Origin of the sequence: Streptococcus mitis, assembly GCF_003942685.1 — a bacterium.
GTDB lineage: Bacteria > Bacillota > Bacilli > Lactobacillales > Streptococcaceae > Streptococcus > Streptococcus mitis_CD.
Genome location: NZ_RJNR01000006.1, coordinates 84,240 through 102,807 on the forward strand (window position 1 = coordinate 84,240; position 18,568 = coordinate 102,807).

Below are 18,568 nucleotides of genomic sequence, written 5' to 3' on the forward strand. Positions count from 1 at the left end.
TAAAATAGAATTAGAATTATTAAGAAAGTTGGTTCTTTATTGGAAACGATAGTATTTTCAATCTCTGTTTTTCTAGCAGGGATCTTGTCCTTCTTTTCCCCTTGCATTTTCCCTCTGTTACCTGTCTATACTGGTATCTTATTGGATGATCAGGATAGTGCAAAAAGTTTTTCATTATTTGGGAAAAAAGTTGCCTGGTCAGGTTTGATTCGAACACTTTGCTTTATTGCAGGTATCTCTCTCATTTTCTTTATCTTAGGATTTGGTGCTGGTTACTTTGGTAATATTCTCTATGCAAATTGGTTTCGATATGTCATGGGAACAATTATTATCATTTTGGGCCTTCACCAGATGGAAATTTTTCATTTTAAGAAATTAGAGGTTCAAAAAAGCTTTACCTTTAAAAAATCAGATTCTAATCGTTATTGGTCAGCTTTTTTACTTGGTATTACCTTTAGCTTTGGTTGGACGCCTTGTATTGGGCCGGTTTTAAGTTCTGTCTTAGCACTTGCGGCTTCTGGAGGTAATGGCGCTTGGCAAGGAGCTATCTATACTCTTATTTACACTCTGGGAATGGCCATTCCTTTCTTGGTCTTGGCTCTAGCTTCAGGCGTAGTGATGCCTTATTTTAGTAAACTCAAGCGCCATATGATGCTACTTAAGAAAATTGGTGGTTTCCTCATTATTTTAATGGGAATTTTGTTACTATTAGGACAAGTAAATGTTCTAGCTGGTATTTTTGAATAAAGGAGAAAAAGATGAAAAAAGTAATGTTTGCTGGCTTAAGCCTCTTGTCACTAGTTGTATTGATGGCCTGTGGCGAGGAAGAGACTAAAAAGACTCAAGCACCAGAACAATCCCCAAAACAACAGCAACAAACGCCTGTACAACAAATTGCTGTTGGAAAAGATGCTCCAGACTTCACCTTGCAATCTATGGATGGTAAAGAAGTTAAGTTATCTGATTATAAGGGGAAAAAAGTCTACTTGAAGTTTTGGGCTTCATGGTGTGGTCCATGTAAGAAAAGTATGCCTGAGTTGATGGAATTAGCAGCGAAACCAGATCGTGATTTTGAAATTCTTAGTGTCATTGCACCAGGAATTCAAGGTGAAAAAACTGTCGAGCAATTTCCACAATGGTTCCAAGATCAAGGATATAAAGATATCCCAGTACTTTATGACACAAAAGGAACCACCTTCCAAGCTTATCAAATTCGAAGCATTCCTACAGAATACCTGATTGATAGTCAAGGAAAGATTGGAAAGATTCAATTTGGTGTCATCAGCAACGAGGATGCAGAAGCAGCCTTTAAAGAAATGAACTAGAATCAAGATTTTAAAATAGTATTTATACAATCAATCCCCTAGATTTTAGATAGTATTAATCTAAGATTTAGGGGATTTTTGCTATCAATAAATTAAGTTTAAAAAAGAAGGGAGTTCTGTATTATACAGATTCCCCTTCTTTTTCTTTAAACATAATATTTATTTTTTAGCTTTAAGAAGTTTATTATATCATAGCTTCTCGTTGATAAAGCGGATAAACTGATTCCACCAAACTTTTAAGAAGAAGGCTTTTTCTACTTTCTTTTCTGCTACCATTTCAAAACTAGGACGTTCTGTGGTGATGTAACCTTGACCAATCAAGTCTGAGTCTTCATAAGTCAAATGTCCAACCACTGTTCCGGCTTCAAGTGGTGCTGGAATTGCCTTAGTATCAGGTGTGAATTGAACAGATTGAGAAGATTGATTCCCAATACGTTCAATTAGAGAAATATCATCTTTAGCAACAGCAGTGACTGTATCTTCTTTTCCGTCTTGTACAGGGACTTTGCTATCTTGATAGGCATCACCTTTCTGAACGATTTTGCGAAGTGTGAATGTAGAAGAGATATAATCCATTAGTGAAGATGTAGCTGTGAAGCGAGCGTAAGGATTATTGTCTTGATGATCCGCATTCAAAACAACTGTGATAACCCTCATGCCTTTTTCGACAGTAGTACCAACAAAAGACTCTCCAGCCTTATCTGTGGTCCCTGTTTTTAATCCATCAAAACCACCGCGATAAGCAGGCATACCCTCTAACATGTAATTGGTAGAAGTGATTGCCATTCCAGCAAAAGTAGAAGAAGGTTTTTTCGTGATTTCTAAGACTTGTGGGTATTTTTTTATGAGGTTGCGAGCAACGATAGCGACATCATAAGCGCTGAGCTTATTTTCCTCATCTTTTTTAGAGCCTGGGTAAATGTTATCACCTAGACTCTCATTGTTAAGACCCGTCGTATTGACAACAGTGGCATCCTGAATTCCCCATTCTAAGAGCTTTGCCCTCATCATATCGACGAAATCTTTTTCTGAGCCTGCAATTTTCTCAGCTAGCGCAATAGCCGCACTGTTGGCGCTAGATACCAGGGTTGCCTCAAGTAGTTGTTCGACGGTATAATTACGAGCTTCCATAGGAACGTTACTCGCTTCAGAATTTGTCGTTAATTTGTAAGGATAATCAGAAATATCTACCGGAGTTGATAGTGTAATACTGCCGTTTTCCAAGGCTTCATAGACAAGATAAACAGTAATTAACTTTGTGATTGAAGCAATTTCAACTGGCTGGGTTGCATCTTTCTCATAGAGAATTTTACCAGTATTTGCCTCAACAGCAATTGCATGTTTAGCAGCAATATTAAAATCTTGAGCAGCAACAGTAGATGCTGAGCCAATAATGGAAAGGCTTAAAAGAGTTAAAATTATTTTTTTCATAGTAAGTTTATTCTATCATAAAGAAAAAAATATTCCCAGTTTCATGATAGAAGAAAGAAGTTTTTTTGAAAGTGTGGTAAAATAGATGAATGGAGGTACTTCATGTTTCGTAAGAATAAATTATTTTTTTGGACCAGTGAGATTTTACTATTAACCATCATCTTTTATTTATGGAGACAGATGGGTGGGATTATAACGCCTTTTGTAAGTGTCGCAAACACTATAATGATTCCCTTTCTTTTAGGTGGTTTTTTATATTATTTGACCAATCCTATTGTAAATTTTTTACAAAAGTATTTCAAAATTAACCGTATCATTGGTATTCTACTAACCTTGTGCGCCTTGGTTTGTGGGCTAGTTATTGGGGTCGTCTATCTCTTACCGATTTTGATTAATCAGCTGACAAGTTTGATTGCTACAAGTCAGACAATCTACAGTCGTCTGCAAGATTTGATTATCGATTTATCCACTTATCCAGCCTTTCAAAATTTAGATATTCAAGCGACTATTCAACAGTTAAATCTCTCTTATGTAGATATTCTACAGAATATCCTAAATAGTGTAACGAATAGTGTTGGAAGTGTCTTATCTGCGCTCTTTAGTACTGTTTTGATTATTATCATGACACCTGTATTTTTAATTTATTTTTTGTTAGATGGCCACAAATTCTTGCCGATGCTTGAGCGTACTGTTTTAAAGCGAGATAAGTTGCATATTACAGGTCTTTTAAAAAATTTGAATACTACAATTGCTCGATATATTAGTGGAGTTGCTATTGATGCGATTATTATTGGTTGTTTGGCCTTTATCGGATATAGCGTGATTGGTTTGAAATACGCTTTGGTCTTTGCCATCTTTTCAGGATTGGCCAATCTCATTCCTTATGTTGGACCAAGTATTGGTTTGATTCCGATGATTATCGCCAATGTCTTTACTGATCCCCATAGAATGCTGATTGCAGTTGTTTATATGCTGATCATTCAACAAGTGGATGGAAACATCCTCTACCCTCGAATCGTTGGTGGAGTGATGAAGGTTCATCCAATTACGATTTTAGTATTACTTTTGTTATCAAGTAATATCTATGGTGTCATTGGCATGATTGTCGCAGTACCAACCTATTCTATCTTAAAAGAAATTTCTAAGTTTTTGTCACGTTTGTATGAAAACCATAAAATAATGAAAGAACGAGAAAGAGAATTAGCTAAGTAAAAGTCAGGAAATTCCTGATTTTTCTTTTTATTTAGGCAAATGATAGGAGTGGAAGTGCCGTTTAGATTAGTAGATTAAGAATAATTCACAAAAACTTTGTAAAACACTTGCAATTTAGCTGAAATTTGATAAAATAGTAAGGAAAGTTAGACTGTATTGCCTACTGTCTATCTATAAAATATATTTTATTGGAGGCTTTTACTCAAATGGCAAAAGAAAAATACGATCGTAGTAAACCACACGTTAACATTGGTACTATCGGACACGTTGACCACGGTAAAACTACCCTAACTGCAGCTATCACAACTGTTTTGGCACGTCGCTTGCCTTCATCAGTTAACCAACCTAAAGACTATGCGTCTATCGATGCTGCTCCAGAAGAACGCGAACGCGGTATCACAATCAACACTGCGCACGTTGAGTACGAAACTGAAAAACGTCACTACGCTCACATCGACGCTCCAGGACACGCGGACTACGTTAAAAACATGATCACTGGTGCCGCTCAAATGGACGGAGCTATCCTTGTAGTAGCTTCAACTGACGGACCAATGCCACAAACTCGTGAGCACATCCTTCTTTCACGTCAGGTTGGTGTTAAACACCTTATCGTCTTCATGAACAAAGTTGACTTGGTTGACGACGAAGAATTGCTTGAATTGGTTGAAATGGAAATCCGTGACCTATTGTCAGAATACGACTTCCCAGGTGACGATCTTCCAGTTATCCAAGGTTCAGCTCTTAAAGCCCTTGAAGGTGACACTAAATACGAAGACATCGTTATGGAATTGATGAACACAGTTGATGAGTACATTCCAGAACCAGAACGTGACACTGACAAACCATTGCTTCTTCCAGTCGAAGACGTATTCTCAATCACTGGACGTGGTACAGTTGCTTCAGGACGTATCGACCGTGGTATCGTTAAAGTCAACGACGAAATCGAAATCGTTGGTATCAAAGAAGAAACTCAAAAAGCAGTTGTTACTGGTGTTGAAATGTTCCGTAAACAACTTGACGAAGGTCTTGCCGGAGATAACGTAGGTGTCCTTCTTCGTGGTGTTCAACGTGACGAAATCGAACGTGGACAAGTTATCGCTAAACCAGGTTCAATCAACCCACACACTAAATTTAAAGGTGAAGTTTACATCCTTACTAAAGAAGAAGGTGGACGTCACACTCCATTCTTCAACAACTACCGTCCACAATTCTACTTCCGTACTACTGACGTTACAGGTTCAATCGAACTTCCAGCAGGTACTGAAATGGTAATGCCTGGTGATAACGTGACAATCGACGTTGAGTTGATCCACCCAATCGCCGTAGAACAAGGTACTACATTCTCTATCCGTGAGGGTGGACGTACTGTTGGTTCAGGTATGGTTACAGAAATCGAAGCTTAATTCGATTTAGTTCCCAGAAGAACAATTATTTAAGTCAGACACTAAAAGAATCTTGCTTTGCAAGGTTCTTTTTCATTATGTCACTATTAGTCCGTCTAGCTCCGTTAGGTGTGAGACAAATAAATGATGGCTGTGAAATATTTTTACTTTTCATGGAAAAATTGTTTTGAGAAAGATTCCATCTTTTTTTGGGGGAGTAATTTGTAGATATAAAAAAGACAAACACTAAAATGATGTTTGTCTTTGGTGTGTAGCTCCGTTAGTTGGTCAGTTATAATTATATTAATTAGCAAAACTGATGCAGACCGCTTCTGGGACATGGAAGTCATTAGAAAGTTCTGCTAGACGACCAGTTTCAGGATTGCGTTTAAAGACGGTTGCATTGTCAGAGTCTTGATGGATAGCAATGACAAATTCTTGATCCGGTGTCAAATCAAAATCACGTGGAGTCTGACCATGAGTCGGAACGATTTCTAACAACTCTAAACTACCGTCCGCAAGGATTGTATATACTGCGATAGAATCATGACCACGGTTAGAAGCGTAGAGGTATTTACCGTCTTTAGAGAGACGAATAGCAGCAGTACCATTAAAGCCTTCATAACCGTCTGGTAGAGTTGAAATGACTTGCATGCGTTCAAATTCGCCAACACCATCGTAGATTAGAACCTCGATAGTGCTATTAAGTTCACAAATGAGATAAGCAATTTTATAATGGTTATGGAAAATAATATGGCGTGAGCCTGCTCCTGGCTGGCTGTGATAGGTATAGAGTTTAGATAATTTTCCTTCTTGATCAAGATCATAAGTGATGACTTGGTCAGTTCCCAAGTCGCAAGTCACTAGATAGTGGTCAGGTGTTAAATCTGTATAGTGAACATGTGGAGAAGCTTGATTTTCATGTGGACCTTGGCCACTGTGTTGATCCACATCACTAAGTAGAAGACGACCATCTTCCTGACGTTTATAAACAAGGACCTGTCCCTTGTGGTAGTTTGCTGCGTACACCAAATCACGCTTTTCATCAACGGCAACATAACAGTGGGGAGCTCCTTCTTCCACGACATGATTTAATAAGGTTCCATCAGTTTGATAGGCTGCAATCCCCCCCTTATCGTCTTGACTACCAACAGTGTATAAATGTTGGTGTTGGTCAAAGGCAAGGTAGGTCGGACTTGGCTCAGCTGCAAAAAGTTCTAGATTTGAAAGCTGACCAGTTTCTGTATCGAAGTCTGCCTTGTAAATCCCTTGGGAAGTCCGACGTGTATAAGTTCCAAAATAAACAGTTTCTTTCATAACTTTACCTCTTTATAAAGATAAGTCTATTATATCACAAAATGAATTTATAATATGCTATGCGGTGCAATTCAATGGAATGTAAGCACTTTAAAAAAGAGTTATTTTGATTTAAAAATGGTATAATGAGAGAATGACAGAAAGGAAGTATTTATGGAGCAAAAAGAGAAACATTTTAGCCTATCTTGGTTTTTCAAGTGGTTTTTGGATAACAAGGCAATTACGGTATTTTTGGTAACCTTATTATTGGGACTGAATCTTTTTATTTTAAGCAAGATTAGTTTTCTATTTTCACCGGTTCTAGACTTTTTGGCAGTTGTGATGTTGCCAGTCATTCTATCTGGTTTGCTATATTATTTATTAAATCCTATCGTTGATTGGTTGGAGAAGCATAAGATTAATCGCGTCATCGCAATCAGTATTGTCTTTGTCATCATCGCTCTCTTTATCATTTGGGGCTTGGCAGTGGCTATTCCAAGTCTGCAACGTCAAGTTTTAACCTTTGCAAGAAATGTACCAATCTATCTCGAAGATGCTGATCGAGTTATTAATGATTTGGTCACCAAGCGTTTACCAGATGATTTCAGACCTCAGTTAGAGCAAGTTTTAACAAACTTCTCTAGTCAGGCTACAGTTTGGGCAAGTAAAGTTTCATCTCAGGCAGTCAACTGGGTGAGTGCCTTTATTAGCGGGGCATCTCAAGTGATTGTTGCCTTGATTATCGTTCCTTTCATGCTCTTTTATCTCTTGCGTGATGGGAAAGGCTTGCGTAACTATTTAACCCAATTCATGCCAACGAAATTGAAGGAACCTGTAGGACAGGTTTTGTCAGATGTGAATCAACAGTTGTCCAACTATGTTAGAGGACAAGTAACAGTAGCTATTATTGTAGCAGTAATGTTTATCATCTTTTTCAAGATTATAGGTCTACGCTATGCGGTTACGCTGGGTGTAACTGCTGGTATTTTAAATCTGGTTCCTTATCTGGGTAGCTTCCTAGCCATGCTTCCTGCCTTAGTTTTGGGCTTGATTGCTGGTCCAGTTATGCTGTTGAAAGTGGTAATTGTCTTTATCGTAGAACAAACTATTGAAGGCCGTTTTGTCTCTCCACTGATTTTGGGAAGTCAATTGAATATCCATCCCATTAATGTTCTTTTTGTCTTGTTAACTTCAGGATCTATGTTTGGTATTTGGGGAGTTTTACTCGGTATTCCGGTTTATGCTTCTGCTAAGGTTGTCATTTCGGCCATTTTTGAATGGTATAAGGTAGTCAGTGGCCTATATGAAGTAGAGGGAGAGGAAATCAAGAGTGAACAATAGTCAACAGATGTTACAGGCCTTGGAAGAGCAAGATTTAACCAAGGCTGAGCACTATTTCGTCAAAGCTTTAGAAAATGATCCAAGTGACCTTCTGTATGAGTTAGCTACCTATCTTGAAGGGATTGGTTTTTATCCTCAGGCCAAGGAAATTTACTTGAAAATTGTAGGGGATTTTCCAGAGGTTAATCTTAATCTAGCGGCTATTGCTAGCGAGGATGGTCAAATCGAAGAAGCCTTTGCTTATCTTGAGGAAATCCAAGCTGACAGTGACTGGTATGTTTCAGCTTTGGCACTTAAAGCAGACCTTTACCAGCTGGAAGGTTTGACAGATGTAGCGCGTGAGAAACTGCTGGAGGCTTTGACCTATTCAGAGGATCCTCTCTTGATATTGGGCTTGGCAGAGTTGGATAGTGAGTTGGAAAATTACCAAGAGGCTATTCAAAGCTATGCTCAGTTAGATAATCGTACTATTTATGAGCAAACAGGCATTTCTACCTATCAACGGATTGGCTTTGCCTATGCCCAGTTAGGGAAATTTGAAACGGCTACAGAGTTTTTAGAAAAAGCCTTGGAGTTAGAATACGATGACCTAACAGCTTTTGAGTTAGCCAGTCTTTACTTTGATAGAAAAGAATACCAAAAAGCTGTCCTCTACTTTAAGCAGCTTGATACCATTTCACCTGACTTTGAAGGCTATGAGTATGGTTATAGTCAGGCCTTGCATGAGGAACATCAGGTTCAAGAAGCCCTGCGTATCGCTAAGCAAGGTTTGGAGAAAAATCCTTTTGAAACTCGCCTCTTGCTAGCTGCTTCACAATTCTCTTATGAATTACATGATGCTAGTGGTGCAGAAAACTACCTCCTTACTGCTAAAGCAGACGCTGAGGATACGGAAGAAATCTTACTCCGTTTAGCAACTATTTATCTAGAACAGAAGCGCTATGAGGATATTCTAGACTTACAAAGTGATGAGCCAGAAAATCTTTTGACCAAGTGGATGATTGCTCGTTCTTATCAAGAGATGGACGATTTGGATACTGCCTACGAGCATTATCAAGAGTTGGCAGGAGATTTAAAGGACAATCCAGAGTTTCTGGAACACTATATCTATCTCTTGCGTGAATTGGGCTACTTTGAGGAAGCAAAAGTCAATGCGCAAGCTTACTTAAAACTGGTTCCAGATGATGTGCAAATGCAAGAATTGTTTGAGAGATTGCAGGAATAAAATGTTTTAAAGCTATATCTTATCATTTTTCATAGTATCATCTACAGGTTATTTTATCTATTGTATGGTGAGAGTATATTTGAGTTGTTGTGTTTGTATTCGAGTTTCCAATATAAGACATAAGAAGTGAGATAAGTAATATTTTTAAAAATACAATCTTAGACTTTATAGTAAAAGAAAAAGTTCTCATTTCATAAGTGACAGATTGAATAGAAAGCCCTTAGACTAAAAGTTTCTAAGGGTTTTTCTTTGTGTGAAATTGTAAAATAGGGGTAAGAAAAGTTGTGAGATGTTTGCCATGTTTCATAAAAAAATGAGACTACGATTACAATCATGTTGATTATTACACGCTAGAGGAACTCGTTCCGCAAGACTATATTCTTCGTCAGGTTGAGTAAGTTCTCGATTTTCCTTCATCTATGATTGAATCGTATCCAATAACCACAAATATACTTACCAAGTGTTAGATAATCAAGCTAAGTTTATAAGTGAGCAACTGGAAGTTAAGATTGACTTAGATCGGAAAAAGCAAGGAAAACAGGGAGGGAAAGTTTTTTGTTTTGCATTGAAAAGTATTTTATAGAGGGTTCAACTTATTTTAAGGATAGTAGAGCTGGAGAAATAAAAAAGACAAACACTAAAATGATGTTTGTCTTCGGTGTGGAGTTCTCATTAAATGAGAACCTAGTTACAATTAGTTTTTAGAAGCAGCTTGGAATTCTGGGTTTTTCCATGCTTCGTCAATAATAGCTTGTAATTCATTTGCAGATGCTTGCATTTTTTGAGTTTCTGCGTCGTTCAATGGGATATTTACTGGACGTACGATACCATGTGCACCAACAACAGCTGGTTGACCGATAAAGACGTTTTTAACTCCGTATTGACCTTCTTGGAATACTGAAAGTGGAAGTACTGCGTTTTCATCGTCAAGGATTGCTTTAGTGATACGAGCAAGGGCTACTGCGATACCGTAGTATGTTGCACCTTTTTTGTTGATGATTGTGTAGGCTGCATCACGAACACCTTCGAACAATTCAATCAATTCAGCTTCTTGAACATTTTGAGTGTCTTTAAGGAATTCTTCAAGGTTTACACCAGCGATGTTAGCGTGTGACCAAACAGCGAACTCAGAGTCACCGTGTTCACCCATGATGTAGGCGTGCACTGAACGAGCATCAACATCAAGTTTTTCAGCAAGTGCTTGACGGAAACGAGCTGAGTCAAGTGAAGTACCTGAACCGATAACGCGTTCTTTAGGGAAACCAGAGAATTTCCAAGTTGAGTAAGTCAAAACGTCAACTGGGTTAGCGGCAACAAGGAAGATACCTTTGAAACCTGATTCAACAACTTGAGTTACGATTGATTTATTGATAGCAAGGTTTTTACCTACAAGGTCAAGACGAGTTTCACCTGGTTTTTGAGGAGCACCTGCAGTAATCACAACAAGGTCAGCGTCTGCACAGTCAGAGTATTGAGCTGCGTAGATTTTTTTAGGTGAAGTGAAGGCAAGGGCGTGACTAAGGTCAAGCGCGTCACCAACAGCTTTTTCATGCAATTGTGGAATTTCAATAATTCCAAGCTCTTGTGCAATTCCTTGGTTAACAAGTGCAAAAGCGTAAGAAGAACCTACAGCACCATCACCGACAAGGATAACTTTTTTGTGTTGTTTAGTTGAAGTCATTATTCTAAACATCTCCTTAATTTTATTCAGGGATTTCCCCAGTTACTTCAATTCTATCACTTTTAAAAAGCTTTGTCACGGATATGCCTTTCAGTTCTTGATGTAAACGTTTTAGCGATTGTATATACCTGAAATATGGAAGACATTATGGTATAATATTGTTAATTACTAATTGTGAAATGAGGCATTTATTAATGCAGGATAAAAATTTAGTGAATGTCAATCTGACAAAGGAGATGAAGACGAGCTTTATCGACTACGCCATGAGTGTTATCGTAGCGCGGGCTCTTCCTGATGTTCGAGATGGCTTGAAACCTGTTCACCGTCGAATTCTCTACGGAATGAATGAATTGGGTGTTACTCCAGACAAACCCCATAAAAAATCTGCTCGTATTACAGGGGATGTCATGGGGAAATACCACCCACACGGAGATTCCTCAATCTATGAAGCCATGGTTCGTATGGCTCAATGGTGGAGCTACCGTTACATGCTTGTCGACGGGCATGGGAACTTTGGTTCTATGGATGGAGACGGTGCTGCCGCCCAGCGTTATACTGAGGCACGTATGAGCAAGATTGCTCTGGAGATGCTTCGTGATATCAATAAAAATACGGTTGATTTCGTTGATAACTATGATGCCAATGAACGTGAACCTTTAGTCCTTCCAGCTCGTTTTCCAAATCTTTTAGTTAATGGAGCTACTGGTATCGCTGTCGGTATGGCGACCAATATTCCACCTCATAACTTGGGTGAAACTATTGATGCTGTGAAGTTGGTCATGGACAATCCTGAAGTGACCACTAAGGATTTGATGGAAGTCTTGCCTGGGCCAGATTTTCCAACTGGTGCCCTTGTTATGGGGAAATCAGGTATTCATAAAGCTTACGAAACAGGTAAAGGTTCGATTGTTCTTCGTTCTCGTACTGAAATCGAAGAAACTAAAACTGGCCGTGAGCGTATCGTTGTAACAGAATTTCCTTACATGGTCAATAAAACAAAGGTGCATGAGCATATTGTTCGTTTGGTTCAGGAAAAACGCATTGAGGGTATCACAGCAGTACGTGATGAGTCAAACCGTGAAGGGGTTCGATTTGTTATCGAAGTAAAGCGCGATGCCTCAGCCAATGTTATCCTCAACAATCTCTTCAAGATGACCCAGATGCAAACCAACTTTGGTTTCAATATGCTTGCTATCCAAAATGGTGTACCGAAGATTTTGTCTCTTCGTCAGATTTTGGATGCTTATATCGAGCACCAAAAAGAAGTGGTTGTTCGTCGTACTCGTTTTGACAAGGAAAAAGCAGAAGCGCGTGCACACATTTTAGAAGGTCTCTTAATTGCACTAGACCATATCGACGAAGTGATTCGTATCATCCGTGCTAGTGAAACGGATGCGGAAGCACAAGCTGAGTTGATGAGTAAGTTTAAGCTTTCTGAACGCCAAAGTCAGGCTATCCTAGATATGCGTCTTCGTCGTTTGACAGGCTTGGAACGCGATAAGATTCAGTCTGAATATGATGACCTTTTGGCTTTGATTGCAGATTTAGCAGATATTCTTGCTAAGCCAGAACGTGTTTCTCAAATAATCAAAGACGAATTAGATGAAGTCAAGCGTAAGTTTGGCGACCAACGTCGTACAGAGTTGATGGTCGGTGAAGTCTTGAGCCTTGAAGACGAGGATTTGATTGAAGAATCGGATGTCTTAATTACACTTTCTAACAAAGGCTACATCAAACGTTTGGATCAAGGAGAATTCACTGCTCAAAAACGTGGTGGTCGTGGTGTTCAAGGAACCGGTGTTAAGGATGACGATTTTGTCCGTGAGTTAGTGTCAACAAGCACTCATGATCACCTACTCTTCTTTACAAATAAAGGACGTGTTTATCGTCTTAAAGGTTATGAAATTCCTGAATATGGCCGTACAGCCAAGGGATTGCCGATTGTCAATCTTTTAAAATTGGATGAAGGTGAAAGTATTCAGACTATTATCAATGTTGAATCTGAACGTAGTGATGATGCTTACCTTTTCTTCACAACCCGTCATGGTATTGTGAAGAGAACCAGTGTTAAGGAATTTGCTAACATTCGTCAGAATGGACTCAAGGCTTTGAACCTCAAGGATGAAGATGAGTTGATTAATGTATTGTTGACGGAAGAAGACACGGATATTATCATTGGTACCAAGTTTGGTTATGCAGTTCGCTTTAATCAATCAGCCGTTCGCGGCATGAGTCGTATCGCCACAGGTGTGAAAGGTGTGAATCTCCGTGAGGGAGACACAGTTGTTGGTGCTAGTGTGATTACAGACCAGGATGAGGTTCTTATCATTACTGAAAAAGGATATGGTAAGCGTACAGTTGCTACTGAATATCCAACTAAAGGTCGTGGTGGTAAAGGGATGCAAACTGCTAAAATTACTGAAAAGAATGGTTCCCTTGCTGGTCTTATGACAGTTAAAGGTGATGAAGATTTGATGATTATCACTGATACTGGTGTCATGATTCGAACTAACGTTGCCAATATTTCACAAACAGGTCGCTCAACTATGGGAGTTAAAGTGATGCGCCTGGACCAAGATGCTAAAATTGTAACCTTTACTACGGTTGCAGCGGCAGAAAAAGAAGAAGTTGGGGCAGAAAACGAAACAGAAGGTGAAGCATAATGTCTCATAAAAAGAATAATAAGAAAATCAAACGAAAAAATCTGCTGACAAATATCTTGGCTGTATTTCTCATACTGATCTCTATTGCTTTAATTTTTAATGCAAAGATTCGTGATGCATTTATTGCTTGGAATAGTAATAAATACCAAGTTAGTCAAGTATCAAAAGAAAAAATAGAAGAAAATCAGGACACAGAGGGAAATTTTGATTTTGATTCAGTAAAAGCCATTTCCTCTGAAGCTGTTTTAGCCTCTCAATGGGATAATCAAAAATTACCTGTTATCGGAGGAATTGCAATACCTGAGCTTGAAATTAATTTACCTATCTTTAAGGGGATTGCAAATGTCAATCTTTTATATGGTGCGGGTACCATGAAGCGTGACCAAGAAATGGGTAAAGGGAATTATTCATTAGCTAGCCATCATATTTTCACAGGTGATAATGCTAGTCAGATGCTTTTTTCTCCACTAGATCGTGCGAAAAAAGGGATGAAAATTCACTTGACAGATAAGAATAAAGTGTATACCTATGAAATTAGTGAAGTGAAACGAGTTACACCAGATAGAGTAGATGAAATTGATGACCGAACTGGTGTTGATGAAATTACTTTAGTAACTTGTGAGGATGCAGCAGCTACTGAGCGGATCATTGTAAAGGGTGATTTGAAAGAAACAAAAGATTATTCACAAACATCTGACGAAATTTTGACAGCCTTCAATCAACCATATAAACAATTTTATTAGTTCTAAAAGAATCAGTGAAGATTAAGTTTCATTGATTCTTTTAATATTTTCATAAAATAAACTTTTATGAAATACAGAAAACGTTTCCTTAATTCTAAAGTTTGTGATATAATTATCACAAATAAAAGTTTTAGGAGTTTATTATGGTTTCTTCAGAATTTATCTCAAAGATTGAATTTGCTTGCAAGAAGAAGGAAAGTCTTTATAGTCAAAGCAAATTTAAGTATGCGATTCGTTCGATGTTTGCAGGTGCATTTTTAACCTTCAGTACTGCTGCTGGTGCAGTTGGGGCTGACTTGATTAATAAAATTGCACCAGGTAGTGGACGCTTCCTATTCCCCTTTGTCTTTGCTTGGGGATTGGCCTACATTGTTTTCTTGAATGCCGAGTTGGTAACATCAAACATGATGTTCTTGACTGCTGGTAGTTTCTTGAAAAAAATCTCTTGGAGAAAAACAGCTGAGATTTTACTTTACTGTACCTTGTTCAACCTTATCGGGGCTTTGATAGCAGGTTGGGGCTTTGCCCACTCAGCAGCTTATGCACATCTGACACACGATAGTTTCATCTCAGGGGTTGTTGAGATGAAGTTAGGCCGTTCAAATGAATTAATCTTGCTTGAGGCGATTTTGGCAAATATTTTCGTAAATATTGCGATTCTTTCATTTGTTTTGGTCAAAGATGGTGGTGCCAAACTTTGGCTTGTGTTGTCAGCGATTTACATGTTTGTATTCTTAACAAACGAGCACATTGCGGCGAACTTTGCTTCTTTCGCGATTGTAAAATTCAGTGTTGCTGCTGATTCAATTGCTAACTTCGGTATTGGAAATATGCTTCGTCACTGGGGTGTAACCTTCATCGGAAACTTTATCGGAGGAGGCCTCCTGATGGGTCTTCCATATGCCTTCCTCAATAAAAATGAAGATACTTATGTAGATTAAGAAAATGAGCACGATTGAGTCGTGCTTTTTTCATTTTTAAAATAAGGTAACAGTTATTTATTATATCAAAATATAGAAAGCTAATATTTGTAAACTATACCTTAAGGTGCTACAATATCCTTAATCAAACTATTTGGAGGTCGCCTTATGACTCGTGATTTTAAATTTGAAACTTTGCAACTGCATGCTGGTCAAGTTGTGGATCCAGCTACCAAGTCTCGTGCAGTGCCGATTTATCAAACAACATCTTTTGTTTTTGATGACACGCAGGAAGGTGCAGATCTTTTTGCCTTGAGAAAACCAGGGAACATTTATACTCGTATCACCAACCCTACAACAGCTGTCTTTGAAGAAAGAATTGCTGCCCTTGAAGGTGGTGTTGGAGCTCTTGCAACAGCATCAGGTATGGCCGCAGTGACTTATACGATTTTGGCGCTTGCCCATGCTGGTGACCATGTAGTGGCTGCTTCGACTATTTACGGTGGAACCTTCAATCTTTTGAAAGAAACCCTTCCTCGTTATGGGATCACAACAACCTTTGTGGACGTGGATAATTTGGAGGAAGTAGAAGCAGCTATCAATGACAATACCAAGCTTGTCTTGATTGAAACCTTGGGTAACCCCTTGATTAACATACCAGACTTGGAAAAATTAGCTGAGATTGCGCATAAACACCAGATTCCACTTGTTTCTGACAATACTTTTGCTACACCTTATTTGATTAATGTCTTTTCTCACGGTGTAGATATTTCCATTCACTCTGCGACTAAATTTATCGGGGGTCATGGTACGACTATTGGTGGAGTGATTGTCGATAGCGGTCGTTTTGACTGGGCAGCTTCAGGAAAATTCCCTCAATTTGTTGAGGAAGACCCAAGCTACCACAATTTGAGCTATACTCGTGATGTGGGTGCAGCAGCCTTTATTATCGCTGTTCGTGTTCAATTGCTCCGTGATACAGGTGCAGCCTTGTCACCATTTAATGCCTTCTTGTTACTCCAAGGACTTGAAACACTTTCACTTCGTTTGGAACGTCATGTACAAAATGCAGAGAAAATTGTTGATTTCCTTGTCAACCATCCTAAGGTAGAAAAGGTCAATTATCCAAAACTAGCAGATAGTCCTTACCATGCCTTGGCTGAGAAATACTTGCCAAAAGGTGTTGGCTCAATCTTTACTTTCCATGTTAAAGGTGGAGAGACAGAGGCTCGCAAGGTAATTGATCATTTAGAAATATTCTCTGACCTAGCAAACGTGGCAGATGCCAAATCGCTTGTTGTCCATCCAGCGACAACCACTCACGGTCAGTTGTCAGAAAAAGACCTAGAAGCAGCAGGTGTCACACCAAATCAAATCCGCTTGTCAATCGGTCTTGAAAATGTAGAAGATTTGATTGAAGACTTGCGCTTGGCCTTGGAAAAAATTTAAAGAAAAAGAAGATAAACAGTGGGTTTCGACTCGCTGTTTTTGATTTTTCCTCAGGCATGATATAATGGATAAAGAAGTCTAGAAAGAGGAACGATATGAACGAAATCAAATGTCCCAACTGTGGGGAAGTATTTACAGTAAATGAAAGCCAGTATGCCGAACTCTTGTCCCAAGTGAGAACGGCAGAGTTTGATAAGGAATTACACGACCGCATGAAGCAGGAACTGGCCTTGGCTGAGCAAAAGGCTATGAATGAACAACAGACTAAACTGGCTCAAAAAGACCAAGAAATCTCGCGATTGCGGAGTCAAATCCAAAACTTTGATACAGAAAAAGAATTGGCCAAGAAAGAGGTTGAACAGACAAGTAATCAGGCCTTATTGGCTAAGGATAAGGAAGTACAAGCCTTGGAAAACCAATTGGCAACCTTGCGTTTAGAGCATGAAAATCAACTGCAAAAGACCCTTTCTGACCTTGAAAAAGAACGAGATCAGGTTAAAAATCAGCTCCTACTACAAGAAAAGGAAAACGAGCTTTCTCTTGCTTCAGTTAAGCAAAACTACGAAGCTCAACTCAAGGCAGCTAGTGAACAGGTTGAATTTTACAAGAATTTCAAAGCCCAGCAGTCTACAAAAGCCATCGGGGAAAGTCTGGAACAGTATGCAGAGAGTGAGTTTAACAAGGTCCGCAGTTTTGCCTTTCCAAATGCCTACTTTGAAAAGGATAACAAGGTTTCTGCGCGTGGGTCTAAGGGGGACTTTATCTTCCGTGAGTGTGATGAAAATGGAGTCGAAATCATTTCTATCATGTTTGAGATGAAAAATGAAGCAGATGGAACAGAGAAGAAGCATAAGAATGCAGATTTTTACAAGGAATTGGACAAGGACCGTCGGGAGAAGAACTGTGAATATGCGGTTTTGGTAACCATGCTTGAGGCCGATAATGATTACTTTAACACAGGGATTGTAGACGTCAGCCACGAGTACGAAAAGATGTATGTGGTTCGTCCTCAATTCTTTATTCAGTTGATTGGGCTTTTGCGAAATGCGGCGCTTAATTCCCTAAAATACAAGCAGGAGTTGGCCTTAGTTCGCGAGCAAAATATCGACATTACGCATTTTGAGGAAGACTTGGATGCCTTTAAGCTAGCTTTTGCTAAAAACTATAATTCAGCTTCGACCAACTTTGGCAAAGCTATTGATGAAATCGACAAGGCCATCAAACGCATGGAAGAAGTTAAGAAATTCCTGACAACATCTGAAAACCAACTTCGCCTTGCAAACAATAAATTGGAAGATGTTTCCGTTAAAAAATTGACTCGGAAAAATCCAACTATGAAAGCCAAGTTTGATGCGCTGAAGGGGGAGTAGGAGGATCCTATGCAGATACGAAAAGCAACCATGAAAGATGCTGAAGCACTACTGTCTCTATACGAAGACTTGGGCTATCCAACGACCGCTTCTAAGCTGTCTCGACGTTTAGAAATGATTCTTTCTCAACCACATTATGGCTGTCTTCTAGCTGAAAGAAACGGAGAAATTTTAGGTTTCTTAGGTTATGCGAAGCTCTTCTTTTTTGAAGCAGATGGATCTTACTATCGTATTTTAGCTTTGTCAGTTGCAAAAGAAACAAGACGACAAGGAATTGCTAGTAGGCTAATCGATGAATTGAAAAAACAAGCGGTAAAAGAAGGAGTTGAGGCACTGGCTCTAAATAGTGGATTAACCGCTGAACGAAATGCTGCACATCAGTTTTATCAGGCTGTTGGATTTGAAAAAGTGACTGCAGGCTTTGCTCTGCATTTAAAAAGTCAACATGAATAAACATGATAAAATAGTAAGGGAAACGAAGTAATGTCTTCAACAAAAGGAAAAACCTTATATTTTAATAATAAGAGCAT

At 38.8% G+C, this 18,568-nt stretch carries 16 protein-coding genes; 13 read left to right on the plus strand and 3 right to left on the minus strand.

Annotation, left to right across the window (positions count from 1 at the left end; translation table 11 throughout):
- The first annotated feature begins 39 nt into the window (after window positions 1-39).
- Both ccdA2 and sdbB read left to right on the plus strand, forming a co-directional pair.
- On the plus strand, window positions 40-747 hold the full coding sequence (gene ccdA2, locus D8855_RS05935; RefSeq protein ID WP_042751026.1) for a thiol-disulfide oxidoreductase-associated membrane protein CcdA2: 708 nt from the start codon (window positions 40-42) through the stop codon (window positions 745-747).
- Between the two features lie 11 nt (window positions 748-758).
- Window positions 759-1,325 carry a thiol-disulfide oxidoreductase-associated lipoprotein SdbB gene (gene sdbB, locus D8855_RS05940; protein WP_049493461.1) on the plus strand — a complete coding sequence of 189 codons (567 nt, stop codon included), beginning with the start codon at window positions 759-761 and terminating at the stop codon, window positions 1,323-1,325.
- Between the two features lie 189 nt (window positions 1,326-1,514).
- Here sdbB and pbp3 read toward each other — a convergent pair whose 3' ends face one another.
- Window positions 1,515-2,756: a D-alanyl-D-alanine carboxypeptidase PBP3 gene (pbp3, locus tag D8855_RS05945; RefSeq protein WP_125416529.1), complete on the minus strand. Its 1,242-nt coding sequence runs from the start codon at window positions 2,754-2,756 to the stop codon at window positions 1,515-1,517.
- Between the two features lie 102 nt (window positions 2,757-2,858).
- On the opposite strand from pbp3, the gene D8855_RS05950 reads away from it, so the two are divergent.
- Window positions 2,859-3,968 carry an AI-2E family transporter gene (locus tag D8855_RS05950; protein WP_023947789.1) on the plus strand — a complete coding sequence of 370 codons (1,110 nt, stop codon included), beginning with the start codon at window positions 2,859-2,861 and terminating at the stop codon, window positions 3,966-3,968.
- 206 nt (window positions 3,969-4,174) lie between these two features.
- Entirely contained in the window at window positions 4,175-5,371 is a 1,197-nt protein-coding gene (gene tuf, locus D8855_RS05955) for an elongation factor Tu (protein ID WP_001040726.1), read from the plus strand.
- Window positions 5,372-5,653: 282 nt separating this feature from the next.
- On the opposite strand, the gene D8855_RS05960 is transcribed toward tuf, so the two are convergent.
- A complete protein-coding gene (locus D8855_RS05960; RefSeq protein ID WP_125416531.1) occupies window positions 5,654-6,667 on the minus strand; it encodes a lactonase family protein in 1,014 nt (337 codons plus the stop codon).
- Window positions 6,668-6,820: 153 nt separating this feature from the next.
- Between D8855_RS05960 and D8855_RS05965 the strand changes: the two genes are divergently transcribed.
- The 3 genes from D8855_RS05965 (at window position 6,821) to D8855_RS10770 (ending at window position 9,795) form a co-directional block, all read left to right on the plus strand.
- Complete coding sequence (locus tag D8855_RS05965) at window positions 6,821-7,987, plus strand: AI-2E family transporter (protein ID WP_061864173.1); 1,167 nt, start codon at window positions 6,821-6,823, stop codon at window positions 7,985-7,987.
- Window positions 7,977-9,212, plus strand: a complete 1,236-nt coding sequence (locus D8855_RS05970; protein WP_185757568.1) for a tetratricopeptide repeat protein — start codon at window positions 7,977-7,979, stop codon at window positions 9,210-9,212. Before D8855_RS05965 ends, D8855_RS05970 begins: the two co-directional genes overlap by 11 nt.
- Before the next feature lie 460 nt (window positions 9,213-9,672).
- The gene (locus D8855_RS10770) at window positions 9,673-9,795 is read left to right on the plus strand and encodes a hypothetical protein (protein ID WP_260467325.1); all 123 of its coding nucleotides are present in this window, start codon (window positions 9,673-9,675) and stop codon (window positions 9,793-9,795) included.
- A 111-nt stretch (window positions 9,796-9,906) separates the two neighbouring features.
- On the opposite strand, the gene D8855_RS05975 is transcribed toward D8855_RS10770, so the two are convergent.
- The gene (locus tag D8855_RS05975) at window positions 9,907-10,893 is read right to left on the minus strand and encodes an L-lactate dehydrogenase (protein WP_000204729.1); all 987 of its coding nucleotides are present in this window, start codon (window positions 10,891-10,893) and stop codon (window positions 9,907-9,909) included.
- Window positions 10,894-11,087: 194 nt separating this feature from the next.
- On the opposite strand from D8855_RS05975, the gene gyrA reads away from it, so the two are divergent.
- The 6 genes from gyrA (at window position 11,088) to D8855_RS06005 (ending at window position 18,491) form a co-directional block, all read left to right on the plus strand.
- Window positions 11,088-13,556, plus strand: coding sequence for a DNA gyrase subunit A (gyrA, locus tag D8855_RS05980; RefSeq protein ID WP_125416533.1), 2,469 nt, complete (start codon window positions 11,088-11,090; stop codon window positions 13,554-13,556).
- Window positions 13,556-14,299, plus strand: coding sequence for a class A sortase (locus D8855_RS05985; RefSeq protein WP_033681684.1), 744 nt, complete (start codon window positions 13,556-13,558; stop codon window positions 14,297-14,299). The genes gyrA and D8855_RS05985 overlap by 1 nt, the downstream gene beginning before the upstream one ends.
- A gap of 143 nt (window positions 14,300-14,442) precedes the next feature.
- Window positions 14,443-15,240 carry a formate/nitrite transporter family protein gene (locus tag D8855_RS05990; RefSeq protein WP_020902891.1) on the plus strand — a complete coding sequence of 266 codons (798 nt, stop codon included), beginning with the start codon at window positions 14,443-14,445 and terminating at the stop codon, window positions 15,238-15,240.
- A gap of 147 nt (window positions 15,241-15,387) precedes the next feature.
- Entirely contained in the window at window positions 15,388-16,668 is a 1,281-nt protein-coding gene (locus D8855_RS05995; protein WP_125416535.1) for an O-acetylhomoserine aminocarboxypropyltransferase/cysteine synthase family protein, read from the plus strand.
- Between the two features lie 95 nt (window positions 16,669-16,763).
- On the plus strand, window positions 16,764-18,038 hold the full coding sequence (locus D8855_RS06000; RefSeq protein ID WP_125416537.1) for a DUF2130 domain-containing protein: 1,275 nt from the start codon (window positions 16,764-16,766) through the stop codon (window positions 18,036-18,038).
- Between the two features lie 9 nt (window positions 18,039-18,047).
- A complete protein-coding gene (locus D8855_RS06005; protein WP_023947188.1) occupies window positions 18,048-18,491 on the plus strand; it encodes a GNAT family N-acetyltransferase in 444 nt (147 codons plus the stop codon).
- Window positions 18,492-18,568 lie beyond the last annotated feature (77 nt).

Excerpts from the sequence above, each read along its gene's own strand:
- sdbB (WP_049493461.1), top strand. The coding sequence starts at position 759 with ATGAAAAAAGTAATGTTTGCTGGCTTAAGCCTCTTGTCACTAGTTGTA.
- pbp3 (WP_125416529.1), bottom strand. The coding sequence starts at position 2,756 with ATGAAAAAAATAATTTTAACTCTTTTAAGCCTTTCCATTATTGGCTCA.
- D8855_RS05950 (WP_023947789.1), top strand. The coding sequence starts at position 2,859 with ATGTTTCGTAAGAATAAATTATTTTTTTGGACCAGTGAGATTTTACTA.
- tuf (WP_001040726.1), top strand. The coding sequence starts at position 4,175 with ATGGCAAAAGAAAAATACGATCGTAGTAAACCACACGTTAACATTGGT.
- D8855_RS05960 (WP_125416531.1), bottom strand. The coding sequence starts at position 6,667 with ATGAAAGAAACTGTTTATTTTGGAACTTATACACGTCGGACTTCCCAA.
- D8855_RS05965 (WP_061864173.1), top strand. The coding sequence starts at position 6,821 with ATGGAGCAAAAAGAGAAACATTTTAGCCTATCTTGGTTTTTCAAGTGG.
- D8855_RS05975 (WP_000204729.1), bottom strand. The coding sequence starts at position 10,893 with ATGACTTCAACTAAACAACACAAAAAAGTTATCCTTGTCGGTGATGGT.
- gyrA (WP_125416533.1), top strand. The coding sequence starts at position 11,088 with ATGCAGGATAAAAATTTAGTGAATGTCAATCTGACAAAGGAGATGAAG.
- D8855_RS05985 (WP_033681684.1), top strand. The coding sequence starts at position 13,556 with ATGTCTCATAAAAAGAATAATAAGAAAATCAAACGAAAAAATCTGCTG.
- D8855_RS05990 (WP_020902891.1), top strand. The coding sequence starts at position 14,443 with ATGGTTTCTTCAGAATTTATCTCAAAGATTGAATTTGCTTGCAAGAAG.
- D8855_RS05995 (WP_125416535.1), top strand. The coding sequence starts at position 15,388 with ATGACTCGTGATTTTAAATTTGAAACTTTGCAACTGCATGCTGGTCAA.
- D8855_RS06000 (WP_125416537.1), top strand. The coding sequence starts at position 16,764 with ATGAACGAAATCAAATGTCCCAACTGTGGGGAAGTATTTACAGTAAAT.
- D8855_RS06005 (WP_023947188.1), top strand. The coding sequence starts at position 18,048 with ATGCAGATACGAAAAGCAACCATGAAAGATGCTGAAGCACTACTGTCT.